At 59.6% G+C, this 15583-nt stretch carries 16 protein-coding genes and 1 tRNA gene; 9 read left to right on the top strand and 8 right to left on the bottom strand.

Features of this window, described 5'->3' with window-relative positions; genetic code table 11:
- Nucleotides 1–6 precede the first annotated feature (6 nt).
- From AC3IX1_RS01715 to AC3IX1_RS01705, 3 genes are all read left to right on the top strand, one after another.
- Nucleotides 7–1326, top strand: coding sequence for a S41 family peptidase (locus tag AC3IX1_RS01715; RefSeq protein ID WP_489386889.1), 1320 nt, complete (start codon nt 7–9; stop codon nt 1324–1326).
- A 1-nt stretch (nt 1327) separates the two neighbouring features.
- Entirely contained in the window at nt 1328–2119 is a 792-nt protein-coding gene (locus AC3IX1_RS01710; RefSeq protein WP_489386888.1) for a divergent polysaccharide deacetylase family protein, read from the top strand.
- 104 nt (nt 2120–2223) lie between these two features.
- The gene (locus AC3IX1_RS01705) at nt 2224–3462 is read left to right on the top strand and encodes a trypsin-like serine peptidase (RefSeq protein ID WP_489386887.1); all 1239 of its coding nucleotides are present in this window, start codon (nt 2224–2226) and stop codon (nt 3460–3462) included.
- Between the two features lie 3 nt (nt 3463–3465).
- Here AC3IX1_RS01705 and AC3IX1_RS01700 read toward each other — a convergent pair whose 3' ends face one another.
- The 7 genes from AC3IX1_RS01700 to AC3IX1_RS01670 all read right to left on the bottom strand — a co-directional run bounded on the left by AC3IX1_RS01700 (nt 3466) and on the right by AC3IX1_RS01670 (nt 9290).
- Complete coding sequence (locus AC3IX1_RS01700) at nt 3466–4221, bottom strand: substrate-binding periplasmic protein (RefSeq protein WP_489386886.1); 756 nt, start codon at nt 4219–4221, stop codon at nt 3466–3468.
- Nucleotides 4222–4299: 78 nt separating this feature from the next.
- Nucleotides 4300–5070, bottom strand: coding sequence for an imidazole glycerol phosphate synthase subunit HisF (gene hisF, locus AC3IX1_RS01695; RefSeq protein ID WP_007972752.1), 771 nt, complete (start codon nt 5068–5070; stop codon nt 4300–4302).
- 10 nt (nt 5071–5080) lie between these two features.
- Nucleotides 5081–5818: a 1-(5-phosphoribosyl)-5-[(5-phosphoribosylamino)methylideneamino]imidazole-4-carboxamide isomerase gene (gene hisA, locus AC3IX1_RS01690; protein ID WP_489386885.1), complete on the bottom strand. Its 738-nt coding sequence runs from the start codon at nt 5816–5818 to the stop codon at nt 5081–5083.
- Nucleotides 5819–5860: 42 nt separating this feature from the next.
- The gene (locus AC3IX1_RS01685) at nt 5861–6118 is read right to left on the bottom strand and encodes a DUF2164 domain-containing protein (RefSeq protein ID WP_093227621.1); all 258 of its coding nucleotides are present in this window, start codon (nt 6116–6118) and stop codon (nt 5861–5863) included.
- Complete coding sequence (hisH, locus tag AC3IX1_RS01680) at nt 6119–6757, bottom strand: imidazole glycerol phosphate synthase subunit HisH (protein WP_057712412.1); 639 nt, start codon at nt 6755–6757, stop codon at nt 6119–6121.
- Nucleotides 6757–7350, bottom strand: coding sequence for an imidazoleglycerol-phosphate dehydratase HisB (gene hisB / locus AC3IX1_RS01675; RefSeq protein ID WP_489386884.1), 594 nt, complete (start codon nt 7348–7350; stop codon nt 6757–6759). The genes hisH and hisB overlap by 1 nt, the downstream gene beginning before the upstream one ends.
- Before the next feature lie 275 nt (nt 7351–7625).
- Nucleotides 7626–9290: an OFA family MFS transporter gene (locus AC3IX1_RS01670; RefSeq protein ID WP_489386883.1), complete on the bottom strand. Its 1665-nt coding sequence runs from the start codon at nt 9288–9290 to the stop codon at nt 7626–7628.
- Between the two features lie 231 nt (nt 9291–9521).
- On the opposite strand from AC3IX1_RS01670, the gene AC3IX1_RS01665 reads away from it, so the two are divergent.
- The 6 genes from AC3IX1_RS01665 (at nt 9522) to AC3IX1_RS01640 (ending at nt 14969) form a co-directional block, all read left to right on the top strand.
- On the top strand, nt 9522–9926 hold the full coding sequence (locus AC3IX1_RS01665) for an acetyl-CoA sensor PanZ family protein (RefSeq protein ID WP_489386882.1): 405 nt from the start codon (nt 9522–9524) through the stop codon (nt 9924–9926).
- A gap of 78 nt (nt 9927–10004) precedes the next feature.
- Complete coding sequence (locus AC3IX1_RS01660) at nt 10005–12236, top strand: AsmA family protein (RefSeq protein ID WP_489386881.1); 2232 nt, start codon at nt 10005–10007, stop codon at nt 12234–12236.
- Nucleotides 12233–13300, top strand: a complete 1068-nt coding sequence (gene mutY, locus AC3IX1_RS01655) for an A/G-specific adenine glycosylase (protein WP_489386880.1) — start codon at nt 12233–12235, stop codon at nt 13298–13300. Before AC3IX1_RS01660 ends, mutY begins: the two co-directional genes overlap by 4 nt.
- Nucleotides 13297–13569 (top strand): oxidative damage protection protein, encoded by a 273-nt coding sequence (locus AC3IX1_RS01650; RefSeq protein WP_007989188.1) that lies wholly within the window; start codon nt 13297–13299, stop codon nt 13567–13569. Before mutY ends, AC3IX1_RS01650 begins: the two co-directional genes overlap by 4 nt.
- A 103-nt stretch (nt 13570–13672) precedes the next feature.
- Nucleotides 13673–13748: transfer RNA gene (locus tag AC3IX1_RS01645), tRNA-Phe, on the top strand.
- A 414-nt stretch (nt 13749–14162) separates the two neighbouring features.
- Nucleotides 14163–14969: a TSUP family transporter gene (locus tag AC3IX1_RS01640; protein ID WP_489386879.1), complete on the top strand. Its 807-nt coding sequence runs from the start codon at nt 14163–14165 to the stop codon at nt 14967–14969.
- Between the two features lie 30 nt (nt 14970–14999).
- Here the strand turns inward: AC3IX1_RS01640 and AC3IX1_RS01635 are convergent, their stop codons facing one another.
- Nucleotides 15000–15449 carry a carboxypeptidase regulatory-like domain-containing protein gene (locus AC3IX1_RS01635; protein WP_489386878.1) on the bottom strand — a complete coding sequence of 150 codons (450 nt, stop codon included), beginning with the start codon at nt 15447–15449 and terminating at the stop codon, nt 15000–15002.
- Between the last annotated feature and the right edge of the window lie 134 nt (nt 15450–15583).

Raw genomic sequence — 15583 nt, 5'->3', positions numbered from 1 at the left:
TTAGACATGCTGCATTTGTCCCGCCTTACCTCGCTGGCCCTGACGATCGCCCTGGTGATCGGCGCGCCTCTGGCGTTTGCCGCTCAACCAGCGCCGGCGGTTGCGCCTGCGGGCACTGCTGCGACCACCAAGGCGCCACTGCCGCTGGATGAGTTGCGCACCTTTGCCGAGGTGATGGACCGGATCAAGGCCGCTTATGTCGAACCGGTGGACGACAAGACCCTGCTGGAAAACGCCATCAAGGGCATGCTCAGCAACCTCGATCCGCATTCGGCCTACCTCGGCCCTGAAGATTTCGCCGAGCTGCAGGAAAGCACCAGCGGTGAATTCGGCGGCCTGGGCATTGAAGTCGGTGCCGAAGACGGCTTCATCAAGGTGGTGTCGCCCATTGATGACACTCCGGCCTCCAAGGCCGGCATTCAGGCCGGCGACTTCATCGTCAAGATCAACGGCCAGCCGACCCGCGGCCAGAGCATGACCGAAGCCGTCGACAAGATGCGCGGCAAGATCGGCCAGAAAATCACCCTGACCCTGGTGCGCGACGGCGGCACGCCGTTCGACGTGACCCTGTCCCGCGCCGTCATCCAGGTGAAGAGCGTGAAGAGCCAGCTGCTGGAATCGGGCTACGGCTACATTCGCATCACCCAGTTCCAGGTCAAGACCGGCGAAGAAGTCTCCAAGGCTCTGGCCAAGCTGCGCAAGGACAACGGCAAGAAGCTCAAGGGCATCATTCTCGACCTGCGCAACAACCCGGGCGGGGTGTTGCAGGCGGCGGTGGAAGTGGTCGACCACTTCATCACCAAGGGCCTGATCGTTTACACCAAGGGCCGCATCGCCAACTCCGAGTTGCGTTTCTCTGCCACCGGCAAGGACGAAAGCGAAGCCGTGCCAATGGTCGTGCTGATCAACGGCGGTAGCGCCTCGGCTTCGGAAATTGTCGCCGGCGCCCTGCAGGACCAGAAACGCGCCGTGCTGATGGGCACCACCAGTTTCGGCAAAGGCTCGGTGCAAACCGTGCTGCCGCTGAACAACGAGCGCGCACTGAAGATCACCACCGCGTTGTACTACACGCCAAACGGCCGCTCGATCCAGGCCCAGGGCATCGTGCCGGACATCGAAGTACGCAAGGCCAAGATCACCAGCGAGCAGGACAGCGATTACTTCAAGGAAGCTGACTTGCAGGGTCACCTGGGCAATGGCAACGGCGGCGCCGACAAACCGACCGGCGCCAGCGGCAAGGCCAAACCTATGCCGCAGGACGATGATTACCAATTGGCCCAGGCCCTGAGCCTGCTCAAAGGGCTGAGCATCACATCCGGCCGTTGAGATGTTTCTGCGGTTACTGATTGGTCTGTTGTGTTGTCTGGCGGGTGTTGCTCACGCAGAGCCCGCCGGATCGACGCCCCACAAAGCCTACCTGAGCCTGATCATCGATGACCTGGGGCAGAACCTGCCCCGGGATCGCCGTGTGCTCGCCCTGCCTGGCCCTGTGACCACGGCAATCATGCCCGACACGCCCCACGCCACCGAATTCGCCCGCGAAGCCCATCGCGCCGGCAAGATCGTCATCCTGCACATGCCCATGGACCCGGCCACCGGGCCCTTTGCCTGGCATCCCGAGTTACCCGTCGAAGAACTCGAGAAGCGCTTGAACGCAGCGTTCAAGGCTGTGCCGTATACCGCTGGCATCAACAACCACATGGGCAGCCGCATGACCGCTCAGCAACCGGCCATGGCCTGGTTGATGGCGGACTTGCAGCGTCGACACAAGTTCTTCGTCGACAGCCGCACCAGTGCGCAAACCGTGGCGGCCGCCGAAGCGCAGAAGATCGGTCTGGCGAGCGTTTCGCGGGATGTTTTCCTCGATGACGAGCCCACTGAAGCCAAGATCTTCACTCAGCTGCAGACGGCTATCAGCCTGGCGCGCAAGCAGGGTTCTGCGGTGATGATCGGGCATCCGTATCCGCAGACATTGGCAGTGCTTGAACGTGAATTGCCCAAGCTCAAGGCTCAGGGCATTGACTGGATCGATATCCAACAGATGATCAGCGTGCGCGGCAATCGTGCAACGGCAGCGCACGGCAAGGATGGCCAGTACCGCCTCCCGACTGCCCGGTAATTCCTCGCAGCTCACTCCATTTCGCGATAACTACTTATGCCAGCGGGTACACCACCGCGTGCCACGATAGCGCTCACCCTGAATTTCATCACCAAGGAATGGACATGAAATACCTCAGCCTCTTTTGCTTCGCAGGCTTGCTTGGCCTGCTGGCTATTTCCGCAGTGCAGGCTCGCGATTTGGGCGAAGGCGCCGTCAACGATTCACCATCAAGAGCTCTGCAAAACAGCGAGCATTTTTATGAAATCTGGAGCGGCGTGGGACGACTCAGTCTCCAATCGGGCGAGACCTGCAGCGCCGTTCTACTGGACACGCGTAACAGACAAGGCCAAGCCACTGGCCCTGCTTACCTGCTCACCAGCGGTCATTGCGTGTTCTTTGAGTACGGTTCGGCGCGGACCAATTTGCCTTTGAAAGCCAGCGTCACCTTCCACTACTTTCATGACGTGCCACAGCGTAAGCGCCAATACGCCATCCGAACTGCCCGATGGAGCAGCCTGGTCGGGACCGATCTTGCAGTACTCGAGGTCGACGCGACATTGGCGTCGCTGATACAGGCCGGGGTCAATCCGCTCAAGTTGGCGTCCCATCAAACCTACGAGAGCCATGATGTGCTTAACGTTGGCGCGCCGGGCGGCTTTACCGAGCAGGGGCTTCGATTGAGCGCCTGTGCCGAACAAACCGCCGGAACATTCATCGATCACCCCGGGGTGTTCCCTTTGGCCATGAAAAACAGCTGCGATCTTTACGCTGGCAGCTCCGGTAGCCCGATGCTGAACCGCCGCACCAACGAAATCACCGGCATCGTCAGTAAAGTCGGAGCCTACCGCAACATGTCAACTCCCCCCGGCTGCGAACACTCATCGTCCTGCCAGGCAACGCATTTCAACTACAGCTATTCCGCCAACTTTCTGTACTACTGCTTTATCGACGGCATCTTTACCAGTAATGGGCGGGACTGTTCCCTGAAACCGGTCGAACTGACTGTCTCGGAGCCTTGGAAGCTCAAGTCATACGTTCATGGAACGCAAAACGCGGAGGGGCGGATCGTATTGCCTACGTGGGATTTCAGGTTCTCCCTCGAGGCGCCCTTGTATCGCTACAAAACGGTCAGTAACGCCAGGGACTGCAAAGCTCCCGACAATTACAGCGCCGCCCTCAGCTCTGAAGACGCATACATCAATACTGAAATCGGGCCACAAAGCGGCGCACATGCGCTCTGTATTATCGGTGTCGCCTCAGGAGAACAGCAGCTGACAAGGGCGATGTTGAATAACGTGTTTACAAGCGCCGTGTACTTGAGCGCGATGCCGGACGCTGCGCTTCAGCCCACATCGAGGTAATTGCTACAAATAGCGACCCATGATGTCGTCAACGATGCCTTCCTTGCGCAGCTGATCCAGCGCGGCTTGCAGCTTGGCGACGGTTTCATCCGGAACGTCTTTATTCAGCGCCAGGTACAACTCGGCGCTGTTGAACCGCAGCACGGTTTTGAGCCCGTTCACGCCCTCCTGGCGCGCCAGATAGCGGCCTGCCGGGTCACCGGTGGCCCACAGGTCGATCTGGCCGTTGACCAGTTTTTTCGCGTTGTCTTGATCACGCAGCACAACAATCGGATTAAGCCCCTGCTTGGCCAGCGTCTCGGCAATCGCATCGCCCTTGTAGGCGCCGATCTTGTATTTGCGCGCGTCATTGAGGGTTTCGAGGGTAATCTTGCTGTCGGCCCTGGCCAACATGATCCAGTCGTCGGGACCAATCGGGCCGACCCATTTGAAGAGTTTTTCGCGATCGGGCAGACGCGCCATCACGAAGGCACCGTAACCGGGGTTTTCCAGAGCCAGTTTGTACACCCGCTCCCAAGGGAAACGCAGCGTCAGGCTGTAGGTAATGTCGGCGCGCTTGAATATCTCGCGGACGATATCGGTGGCGATGCCATTGATGTTCTCGTCCTGAGCGAAGTTCTTGCCGTTCTTCGCCATGTTGTACGGCGGGAAATTCTCCGTCAGCAACACCAGGTCGGTATCGGGGCTGTCTTTAGCGTTTGCTCCGCTGATCAACAACAGAGAAGCGCTGGCAAGGACGAGAAGAAAGCGTTTAAGCATGTCTGGCTACCGAAATCCATGGCGTACCCAAGAGTGCCTTGGGTACGCCATGGTGTCCACTGGCCTGTACCGGTTTGTTTAACGCATCACGATTCCGCGATGGGCCATATAAGCCTTGGCTTCCTGCACGGTGTATTCGCCGAAGTGGAAAATACTCGCCGCCAGTACCGCGCTGGCGTGGCCTTCGATAATGCCGTCGGCCAAGTGTTGCAGGTTGCCGACACCGCCGGAGGCGATCACCGGAATGCCCAGCGCATCGCTGATGGCGCGGGTGACACCCAGGTCGAAACCGTTTTTCATGCCATCCTGGTCCATGCTGGTCAGCAGGATTTCGCCGGCACCCAGGCCTTCCATTTTCTTCGCCCACTCAACGGCGTCGAGGCCGGTTGGTTTGCGACCGCCATGGGTGAAGATTTCCCAGCGCGGGGTTTCACCCGGTCCGGAAACCTTCTTCGCGTCGATGGCTACCACTATGCATTGCGAACCGAAATGCTGAGCGGCTTCGCCGACGAATTCCGGGTTGAACACCGCGGCGGTGTTGATCGAGACCTTGTCCGCACCGGCATTGAGCAGGTTGCGGATATCTTGCACGGTGCGCACGCCACCGCCCACGGTCAGCGGGATGAACACCTGGCTGGCCATGCGTTCGACGGTATGCAGTGTGGTGTCGCGGCCATCGACGCTGGCGGTGATGTCAAGAAAGGTAATCTCGTCGGCGCCCTGCTCGTCGTAACGACGGGCGATTTCCACCGGGTCACCGGCGTCGCGGATGTTTTCGAATTTCACACCCTTGACCACCCGGCCGTTGTCCACGTCCAGGCAAGGGATGATGCGTTTGGCCAGGGCCATGGTCGTTTCCTCAGCCTTTGTACGAATCGCAGAAAGCTTGCGCTTCAGCGACATCGAGGGTGCCTTCGTAGATCGCACGGCCGGTGATCGCGCCGATGATGCCGGGCGCCTTGGCGTCGAGCAGCGACTTGATGTCACCGAGGTTGTGGATGCCGCCGGAAGCGATCACCGGGATCTTCGTGGCAGCAGCCAGCGCGGCGGTGAACGGTACGTTGCAGCCCTGCATCATGCCGTCTTTGGCGATGTCGGTATAAACGATCGCGGACACGCCGTCGGCTTCGAACTGCTTGGCCAGGTCGATCACCTGAATGGTGCTGATTTCAGCCCAGCCGTCGGTAGCGACGAAGCCGTCCTTCGCGTCCAGGCCAACGATCACCTTGCCTGGGAATGCGCGGCAGGCTTCGGCAACGAAGGCTGGATCTTTCACGGCCATGGTGCCGATGATCACGTAGCTCACGCCCGCTTTCACGTAGTGTTCGATGGTTTCCAGGGAGCGGATACCGCCGCCGATCTGGATCGGCAGGTTCGGGTAGCGCTTGGCGATGGCAGTGACCACTTCGCCGTTGACTGGCTGGCCTTCGAAGGCGCCGTTCAGGTCGACCAGATGCAGACGGCGGCAACCGCCTTCCACCCACTTGGCAGCCATGCTCACCGGGTCATCGGAGAACACCGTGGAATCTTCCATACGGCCCTGGCGCAGACGAACACAGGCACCGTCTTTGAGATCGATAGCGGGAATAATCAGCATCTGGCAAACCTTCAAATTTGAATGATCAGCTTGGCTCGAAAATCAGTTTTTCTCGAGCGCCCACAGGTCGCTTTCGATGCTTTCGAACCTCTCTTTGAGGTGCGCCTGCACATCGAAAATCGCCCTGTTGTAATAGTGCGGAGCAATTTCACGGGTAAACAGCTCAAGAATCTCCGCCGCCTCGAACGAGCCGAGGTCGAGTTCGAAGCGGTCTTCCATGAAACGCTTGATCTTGCGATTGGCCTCGCTCTCCTGCTCGGGAGTGAGGGTCAGAATCGGCGGTTTTTTCTTGATTGCCATTTACCAGCGACCGTCCCATGCAGCGAAGTTCTGCAGTAACTGCAGGCCATGGGTATGGCTTTTCTCCGGGTGGAACTGCACGGCGAAACGCGAGCCTTCGGCCAGCGCCGCGGCGAAATCGACACCGTAGTGACCGCCCCCCACCACCTGCCGCGCGTTGGCGGCAGCGATGTAGTAGCTGTGCACGAAGTAGAACCGCGCCAGGTCCGGAATGTCGTGCCACAGCGGGTGACTGACCTTCTGCTTCACTTCGTTCCAGCCCATGTGCGGGACTTTCAGGTGTTCGCCGTCTTCATGCAGGTCTTTGCCGAAGAACTTCACCGCGCCCGGGAACAGGCCGATGCAGTCGACGCCGTCGTTCTCTTCGCTGGTGTCGAGCAAGGCTTGCATGCCCACGCAGATGCCAAGGAACGGACGGTCCTGGCTGACTTCACGCACCAGCGAATCGAAGCCGAGGCGACGGATCTCCGCCATGCAATCGCGAATGGCGCCGACGCCGGGGAAAACCACCCGGTCGGCTTCGCGAATCACGTTGGCATCGCTGGTGATCAGCACCTTGCCGGCACCGACGTGCTCGAGGGCCTTGGCCACCGAGTGCAGGTTGCCCATGCCGTAATCGATAACCGCGACTGTCTGCATTACAGAACGCCCTTGGTCGATGGCATTTGCCCGGCCATACGGTCATCGAGCTCCACGGCCATGCGCAGGGCGCGGCCGAAAGCCTTGAACACGGTTTCGATCTGGTGGTGGGTGTTGTGCCCACGCAGGTTGTCGATGTGCAGGCTGACGTTGGCGTGGTTGACGAAGCCCTGGAAGAACTCCTGGAACAGGTCAACGTCAAAGCCGCCGACGGTGGCGCGGGTGTACGGAACGTGCATCTGCAGGCCTGGACGGCCGGAGAAGTCGATCACCACACGCGACAGCGCTTCATCGAGCGGCACGTAGGCGTGGCCGTAGCGACGGATGCCTTTCTTGTCGCCGATGGCTTTGGCAAAAGCCTGGCCAAGGGTGATACCGACGTCTTCCACCGTGTGGTGGTCATCGATATGCAGGTCGCCCTTGCTGACAATATCCATGTCGATCAGCCCGTGGCGGGCGATCTGGTCCAGCATGTGCTCAAGAAAAGGAACACCGATATCGAATCGGGCCTTTCCGGTGCCATCGAGGTTGATCGAGGCTTTGATCTGGGTTTCCAGAGTGTCGCGCTCGACAGACGCCTTACGTTCGGCCATCACCAGCTCCGCAAAATCATTGGGCGAAAAAGGCAGCCATTATAGGCGTGCGGGCGCCAAACAGAAACACGCGAGGTGATATCCCTGACGGAGTGAATCCCGCATGCCCGGTGATATACATGTCAGTACAAGCCATTTCGGACACCCCAAAACAACTGTAGGAGCAGCCGGTCGACGCTCGACTGCTCGCGATGAGGCCCTCACATTCAACATCATTGTCGACTGTCAGACCGCTATCGCGAGCAGGCTCGCTCCTACAAGGGTTATGCGTTTACTTAGTGAAACAGCACTGCCGTCTTCTGCAAGGTCACCCAAACACCCCACGCCAACGGAATACCCACCACCAGCCACGCTGCAATCGCCAGCGGCTTGGTGCCCGGCGCGGCTTTCCACTCCAGTACGGTGCTGCTGTCAGCGCCTTTGTCATGGCCCAGCGCCTGTTCGGCGGCCAGTTCGGCGTCGGTCATGAAGTACTTGTCCGCCACCGGACGCACCAGCAGGTTGCACAGGAAACCCAACACCAGCAGGCCGGCGAGGATGTACAGGGTGATGTCGTAGGCCGCCGCACGCTCGACGCCGATGCTCAGCTGATATTCACGCAGGTAGTTCACCAGCACCGGACCGAGCACACCGGCAGCAGCCCACGCCGTCAGCAGACGACCGTGAATCGCACCGACCATTTGCGTGCCGAACAGGTCCGCCAGATACGCAGGAACGGTCGCGAAACCACCGCCGTACATCGACAGGATGATGCAGAACGCCGCCACGAACAGCGCGACGCTGCCCAAGTGACCGAGGTTTGGAATCAGTCCGTACAGGGCAAAACCCAGGGCGAAGAACACAAAGTAGGTGTTTTTACGACCCAGGTAATCCGAGAACGAAGCCCAGAAGAAGCGCCCTCCGATGTTGAACAGGCTCAGCAAACCGGTGAAACCGGCAGCGATGGCGGCGATCGAAGCCAGTTGCGAGGCGTCCAGCTGACCGAAGGCCAGGTCATTGCCCAGCAACTTGCCCGCGAACACTTCCTGCAACAGCGGCGACGCCATGCCGAGGATGCCGATACCGGCCGATACGTTCAGGCACAGCACCAACCACACCAGACGGAACTGCGGCGTTTTCCAGGCCACATTCACGTGCACATGGCGATGAGTGATCATCGCGTTCGAGGCTTTTTTCGCCGGGGCCGTCCAGCCTTCAGGCTTCCAGCCGGTTGGCGGAACGCGGTAGGACAGCGCGCCACCGATCATGAACACGAAGTAGATCGCAGCCATCACCAGGAAGCTCTGCCACACGCCGACGCTGGTTGGCGAGGCGAAATGCCCCATCAGCGCCGCCGCCAGCGGAGCGCCGACCATTGCGCCGCCGCCGAAGCCCATGATCGCCATGCCGGTGGCCATGCCGCGCTTGTCCGGGAACCATTTGATCAGGGTCGACACCGGCGAAATGTAGCCCAGGCCCAGGCCGATACCGCCAATGACCCCGGAGCCGATCCACATCAACCAGATCTGGTGGGTATACACCCCCAACGCCGAAATCAGCAGGCCTCCACACCAGCACAGTGCCGATACGACACCGGCCTTGCGCGGTCCGGCATGTTCCAGCCAGCCACCCCAGATGGCGGCCGAGCAACCGAGGAAGATGAAGAACAGGGTGTAGATCCAGCCGAGCATCGAGATCGGCCAGTCACACTGGGACGAAAAGACTTGTGCGATAAAACTCATGTCGGGTGCGCAGGCCGCTGGAGCTGTGACGCCCAGCGCCTTGGACAGCGGCAACCAGAACACCGAAAAGCCGTAGGCCATGCCGATGCACAAGTGGATGGCCAGCGCGGCCGGTGGCACCAGCCAACGGTTGAAACCGGGCTTGGCGATGATCCGCTCCTTGGACAGGAACGCTGGCTGGTCGGCGCTGAAGCCGTCCGCCGTGATGCTCGTGGTCATTGTGTATCCCCCAATTGTCAGTATGGTTCGCCAGCCACAGCCCGCTCCCGGCCTCTATGCACGCAGGCATGACCGTTTTTTTGGTGGAGCACCTTGTTGTGCGACAACAGGTCGCAGAAGGACGGACGAACGGGCAAAGGTTACCATTTGCCAGTGACAGAAAAACCAAACTGACATCACCTTTTGTACGTCATCTGATCTCTATCGCTTCATGACCTCACAGGAATCACCATGCCGATCATTGTCGAGCCGCTGAACCAAGCCACTGCCCAGGATCGGCAGGATCTGCAGAAGATCTACAGCGACGCCCCGGACTGGCTGTTCGCACCTTTTTCCGGGGCCGCGCAGTTGATCGAAGACTGCTTGCGCGACGGCACACTGATCGCCGGACGCTTCAACGATCGCCTGCTGGGCGCGGCCCGCCTGCAAAGGCACCAAGACGCCTGGCACTTGTCCCAAATATGTGTACGAAAAATCACCCGTCGCCGTGGTGTTGCCGAGCGACTGGTCGCCGAAGCCCGGAAAATGGCCGCGCAATCGGGCATGCCCCTGCGCCTGCTGGCGCCTGCCGGGCATCTGGAGGCTCAGGCGCTGGCCGCGAAGTTGAAACTGCCGCTGGATGTGCTGCCGGCGTGATCACCGACCGGTCGTCTGTTCGGGGGCGCTATACTCCTCGGCTAAATTTTGAATTCGACTAATTACAAGGACTCGCCCATGAAAGCGTTCGGCAAAATCCTGGGTCTGGTACTTCTCGGGCTGTTGCTGATCATTGTGGCGCTGGGCTTTGCCCTGACCCACCTCTTCGATCCCAACGACTACAAAGACGAGATTCGCCAGATTGCCCGCGACAAGGCCCACATCGAGCTCACGCTCAATGGCGATATCGGCTGGAGCCTGTTCCCGTGGCTGGGCCTTGAACTGCACGACGCCAGTGTGGCGACCCTGATCAAGCCGGCCGAGCCGTTTGCCGACTTGCAGATGCTCGGCCTGTCGGTGCGCGTACTGCCGCTGCTGCGCCGTGAAGTGCAGATGAGCGACGTGCGCGTCGAGGGCCTGAACCTGCGCCTGAACCGTGACAAGGACGGCCACGGCAATTGGGAAGACGTCGGCAAGGTGCCGGCAGCGGCCAGTACCGACGCGACCGGTACTGCGCCCGCAGCGAGTGAACCTGCACCCGAAGCCAGCGTCGCGACCAAAAAACCGCCGCAACCGATCCGCCTGGACATCGACAGCCTGACCGTGAACAACGCTCGGGTCGAATACAGCGACGAAAAAACCGGCAAGAGCTTCAGCGCCGAAAGCATCCAGTTGAGCACCGGTGCGGTTCACGACTCCGTCAACATTCCGCTCAAGCTCACGGCTTTCCTGTCAGCCAACCAGCCGGCATTGCGAGTGCGTACCGAGCTCAATGGCGAGTTGCGCATCGCACGTGCACTGCAGCGCTATCAGCTCGAAGACATGAAGTTGTCCGGTGAAGTGACCGGCGACCCGTTGCAAGGCAAGAGCATGACGTTCTCCGCCCAGGGCCAGTTGGTGCTGGACAAGGCCGCCAATGTCGCCGAGTGGACCGGCATCAAGATCTCCGCGAACCAGCTGCGGGCACTGGGTGAACTGAAGGTCAACGACCTCGACAAGACCCCACAGGTCAGCGGCGGCATCTCGATTGCCCAGTTCGACCTGGCGAAATTCGTCGACAGTATCGGCCAGAAACTCCCGGCCATGGCCGAAGGCAGCCTGAGCAAGGTCGAGCTGGTCAGCCGTCTGGCGGCAACACCCACCAGCCTGGCGTTCGATAACGTCAACCTGAAAGTCGACGACAGCACCTTCAGCGGCCGCATTGCCGTCGAAGACTTCGCCAAGCAATCGCTGCGCGCAGTACTCAAGGCCGACACCTTCAACGTCGACCGTTACCTGCCGCCGAAATCCGCCGAGGCCAATAGCGCGACACAAGTGCGTCAGGCCGAAGTCGCCAGCACCGAAGCCGATGCCATGGCCGGCGCCGGCAGTACTCCGTTGCCACCCGCGCCGACCAAGGACGCCTGGAGCAACGAGCGCCTGTTGCCCGTGGAACGCTTGAGCAAGCTCGATGTGGACGCCGACCTGACCTTCGGCCAGTTGACCCTGCAAAAACTGCCGATCCATAACGCGGCACTCAAGGCCACCGGCCAGGGCGGCCTGCTGACACTGGCCAACCTGCGCGGCGACCTGTACGAGGGCAACTTCGAAACCACCGGCACGCTCGATGTGCGCCAGCCAGTGCCGGCGCTGAACTTGCAGACGAAGATCAGCCGGGTACCTGCAGAAAAAATCCTCGAAAGCCAGGGCAAGAACCCGCCGGTCAAAGGCCTGGTCACGCTCAACAGCAGCCTGACCGGCAGCGGCAACAGCCAGAAAGCGCTGATCGAAACCCTCAACGGCAACGCCAGCTTCGTGATCAACAATGGCGTGCTGCTCAACGCCAACCTTGAGCAACAGCTGTGCAAAGGCATCGCCACGCTCAACCGCAAAACCCTCAACGGCGAACCCCGGGGCAAGGACACACCGTTCCAGGAGCTCAAGGGCAACCTGACCTTGCGTAACGGCGTGGCCAGCAACCCGGATCTGAAAGTGCGCATCCCGGGCATGACCGTCAAAGGTGACGGTGACATCGATCTGCGAGTGCTGGGCATGGACTACCGCGTCGGCATCATCGTCGAAGGCGATACCAGCGCCATGCCGGACCCGGCCTGCCAGGTCGGCGACAAGTTTGTCGGCGTCGAGTGGCCACTGCGCTGCCGCGGCCCGCTGGAGCTGGGTGCCAAGGCTTGCCGCCTGGATAATGACCGCATGAGCCAGGTCGCGGGCAAACTGGCAGGCGACAGGATCAGCGAAAAAATCGACGAGAAATGGGGCGACAAGGTCGACCCGAAACTGAAAGACGCGCTCAAGGAGCTGTTCAAGCGATGAGAGCCGAGCAGTTTTCAACGGCGGTGCTGGACTGGTTCGACCGCCACGGCCGTCACGATTTGCCCTGGCAACAAGACATCAACCCGTATCGGGTATGGGTCTCGGAAATCATGCTGCAGCAGACCCAGGTCAGCACCGTGCTGAACTACTTCGACCGCTTCATGGCCTCGCTGCCGACGGTCGAAGCGCTGGCGTGCGCGCCGGAAGACGAAGTACTGCACCTGTGGACGGGCCTGGGTTACTACACCCGCGCGCGCAATTTGCAGAAGACCGCAAAGATCGTCGTCGAGCAGTACGGCGGCGAATTCCCCCGGGATGTGGAAAAGCTCACTGATCTGCCGGGGATCGGCCTATCCACCGCTGGTGCCATTGCCAGCATCAGCATGGGCCTGCGCGCGCCGATCCTCGACGGCAACGTCAAGCGCGTCCTGGCGCGCTTTACTGCGCAAGAGGGCTACCCTGGCGAGCCGAAGGTGGCCAAACAGCTCTGGGCCAACGCTGAGCGCTTTACGCCACACGACCGGGCCAACGCCTACACTCAAGCGATGATGGACTTGGGCGCCACGCTCTGCACCCGCAGCAAACCGAGCTGCCTGCTATGCCCGCTGGAAAAGGGCTGCGAGGCGCACATGCTCGGCCTGGAAACCCGCTACCCGATCCCCAAGCCGCGCAAAGCCATCCCGCAGAAACGCACTTTGATGCCGATGCTCGCCAACGACGACGGTGCGATCCTGCTTTACCGTCGCCCGTCCACGGGCCTGTGGGGCGGTTTGTGGAGCCTGCCGGAACTCGACGACCTCGACGACTTGCCGCACCTGGCATCGCAGCACTCGCTGGAACTGGGCACCCAACAGGCATTGCCTAACCTGGTGCACACCTTCAGCCATTTTCAGTTATCCATCGAACCCTGGCTGGTTCAGGTCCAGGAGTCCGGCCATCACGTGGCCGAGGCTGACTGGCTCTGGTATAACCTCGCCACCCCGCCGCGCCTGGGCCTTGCCGCCCCGGTCAAAACCTTGCTCGAACGCGCGGCCGCCGTATTGAACGCAGGAGAGTCGTCATGACCCGCACCATCATGTGCCGCAAGTACAAAGAAGAATTGCCAGGCCTGGAACGTGCTCCGTTCCCGGGCGCCAAAGGCCAGGACATTTTTGACCACGTCTCGCAAAAGGCCTGGGCCGACTGGCAGAAGCACCAGACCCTGCTGATCAACGAAAAACGCCTGAACATGATGAACGCCGAAGATCGCAAATATCTTCAGGGCGAGATGGACAAGTACTTCTCCGGCGAGGATTACGCCAAGGCCGAAGGCTACGTACCGCCATCGGAATAACCCCGATTTATCGGGGGTCGGAACGTAAGCGACGGTAATAATTAAAATTTTTTTGAAAACTTGCTTGACGACCCCCTGAAAAACCCGTTTAATGCGCCCCGTTGCCCAGATAGCTCAGTCGGTAGAGCAGGGGATTGAAAATCCCCGTGTCGGCGGTTCGATTCCGTCTCTGGGCACCAAATACCGAAAACCCTGAATCGCAAGATTCAGGGTTTTTTTATGCCTGCAATTTGATGAGGCAACGGCCCAGCCTCCATTGAAGCAACAATTTCCCACCTCCTGTCACCACGTCCGCAAGCGACCGTAACGGTTGCCGAGGCTGACTACCGAAAAGCCTTCAGGCATCGGATATCGGTAATTCCTGATTGTCCCTGCTCTGTCAGAACGCTCTGTCTGCTTTAACGGAAATGGATGACATACGCTTATCGTCGGTTTGTGCAGAATCGGCATTTTTGGCCTGTCGAAATTTTCGCCTCCTATCGTTATTTCAGAAGACCCGCTGAGGCTGCAGGGCTGACTTTTGCCGCACGCCCTGACTGTTGAGTAGCCAGTCACGTAGATGACTTGCCAATAATTGGATTAGAGGGATTGGGATGTCTTGGGATGTAATTAGCCTATTGGCGCTCGTGGCGTTCTGCGCCGGTTTTTTTGATGCGATTGCGGGTGGGGGCGGACTGATAACATTGCCTGCACTTTTTCTGGCTGGGGTGGACCCCATCAGTGCGATTGCCACGAACAAGTTCCAGGCCGCTTCGGCAACTGTTTCGGCAACTGTAACTTTCGCTCGCAAAGGAATGATCGAGTGGCGCGAAGGCCGTTTCCTGGTTGTCTGCGGATTTATTGGCGGCGCCAGCGGTGCCTTGCTGGTCAGCTCTATTGATAAGCGCTACCTGGAAGTTTGCGTACCTATCATGCTGATTCTGGTAGCCATCTATTTTGCGCTCTCTCCAAAGCTGGCCAATGAAGATCGACGCAAGAGAATTGGCATTCTGCTTTTTTCGTTTAGCGTTGCGCCGATTCTGGGCTTCTACGACGGTATATTTGGCCCCGGTGTAGGCTCATTCTTTATCGTCGGATTCGTACTGCTCTGCGGCCTGGGCATGATGCGCGCCATGAGTTTTACCAAACTTGCCAACGCGTCATGCAATCTCGGTTCTCTGTCGGTCTTTATCACCAAAGGTGTGATTATCTGGCCGGTAGCCATAGCCATGGCTTTGGCGGCCTTCGTCGGCGCTCAATTGGGTGCGCGGGCCGCTGTTCGGGTCGGACCGCGGTTGATCAAACCTATGTTGATCGTGGTCTGCTGCGCCTTGGCCATCAAGCTGCTGAGCGTAGAAACCAACCCTCTACGCGTTGCACTCATCCACACGTACGAGGGTGTCAATAACGAAAAACCCTGAGTCGCAGGACCCAGGGTTTAGAGCCTCTCGTTAACTCGCATCATTCCAGTGAAAAACCAGATTACGCACTGCACCGCTGCCAACATCGGCAACGTCCTGCCGTGTTTCGCCTTTGCGCGTTGCAATGACCGTGTATTTCCCGGCAGGCAGTTTCACGTAAACCAGCGGACCGGCGTCATTGAGCGTCAGCACGGTTTGCCCCGGGGCTTTCTGAATAACTACATTCACGTCAGGGGTGTATTCATTTTCCCCTCCGACAGAGAACGTCATGTGCAGGTTGTACCCGGTGGTCTGCTGGATGGCCTTGGACTCATCCTCACCGATACCGCCGGACAGGTAGACGATGCCGTTTTGCTCCTGGCGTTGCACCTGTACGCCAGCGCTGTCGATGGGATCAAGGCTGGCGGCGGGCAGCATCGATGGAAACATCAACACGCCGACGGCGGAGAGAGGCAACAGGAGTGAATGGAAGTATTTCATGATGACGACTCCCGGGTTCTGCAGAACCCAATCGTTACATTCTTTGGATTTCCAGCCGGAGGGAGGGGTTTAGATTGATTTGACCTGAGTACGAAACGTACTACGCCATTTGTTCCTCAGCCCTCGCCCACCAT

Source organism: Pseudomonas sp. KH_046_2, assembly GCF_057838985.1.
The sequence above is the reverse complement of the archived record's forward strand: the minus strand, read 5'-3'. Positions and strand labels throughout refer to the sequence as shown.

Bases quoted from the DNA above. Each gene is read 5' to 3' on its own strand.
- AC3IX1_RS01670 (WP_489386883.1), bottom strand. From the start codon at position 9,290: ATGACCACGAGCATCACGGCGGACGGCTTCAGCGCCGACCAGCCAGCG.
- AC3IX1_RS01660 (WP_489386881.1), top strand. From the start codon at position 10,005: ATGAAAGCGTTCGGCAAAATCCTGGGTCTGGTACTTCTCGGGCTGTTG.
- AC3IX1_RS01710 (WP_489386888.1), top strand. From the start codon at position 1,328: ATGTTTCTGCGGTTACTGATTGGTCTGTTGTGTTGTCTGGCGGGTGTT.
- hisF (WP_007972752.1), bottom strand. From the start codon at position 5,070: ATGGCCCTGGCCAAACGCATCATCCCTTGCCTGGACGTGGACAACGGC.
- hisB (WP_489386884.1), bottom strand. From the start codon at position 7,350: ATGGCCGAACGTAAGGCGTCTGTCGAGCGCGACACTCTGGAAACCCAG.
- AC3IX1_RS01685 (WP_093227621.1), bottom strand. From the start codon at position 6,118: ATGGCAATCAAGAAAAAACCGCCGATTCTGACCCTCACTCCCGAGCAG.
- hisH (WP_057712412.1), bottom strand. From the start codon at position 6,757: ATGCAGACAGTCGCGGTTATCGATTACGGCATGGGCAACCTGCACTCG.
- AC3IX1_RS01715 (WP_489386889.1), top strand. From the start codon at position 7: ATGCTGCATTTGTCCCGCCTTACCTCGCTGGCCCTGACGATCGCCCTG.
- AC3IX1_RS01650 (WP_007989188.1), top strand. From the start codon at position 13,297: ATGACCCGCACCATCATGTGCCGCAAGTACAAAGAAGAATTGCCAGGC.
- AC3IX1_RS01700 (WP_489386886.1), bottom strand. From the start codon at position 4,221: ATGCTTAAACGCTTTCTTCTCGTCCTTGCCAGCGCTTCTCTGTTGTTG.
- AC3IX1_RS01665 (WP_489386882.1), top strand. From the start codon at position 9,522: ATGCCGATCATTGTCGAGCCGCTGAACCAAGCCACTGCCCAGGATCGG.
- AC3IX1_RS01635 (WP_489386878.1), bottom strand. From the start codon at position 15,449: ATGAAATACTTCCATTCACTCCTGTTGCCTCTCTCCGCCGTCGGCGTG.
- AC3IX1_RS01640 (WP_489386879.1), top strand. From the start codon at position 14,163: ATGTCTTGGGATGTAATTAGCCTATTGGCGCTCGTGGCGTTCTGCGCC.
- hisA (WP_489386885.1), bottom strand. From the start codon at position 5,818: ATGCTGATTATTCCCGCTATCGATCTCAAAGACGGTGCCTGTGTTCGT.
- mutY (WP_489386880.1), top strand. From the start codon at position 12,233: ATGAGAGCCGAGCAGTTTTCAACGGCGGTGCTGGACTGGTTCGACCGC.
- AC3IX1_RS01705 (WP_489386887.1), top strand. From the start codon at position 2,224: ATGAAATACCTCAGCCTCTTTTGCTTCGCAGGCTTGCTTGGCCTGCTG.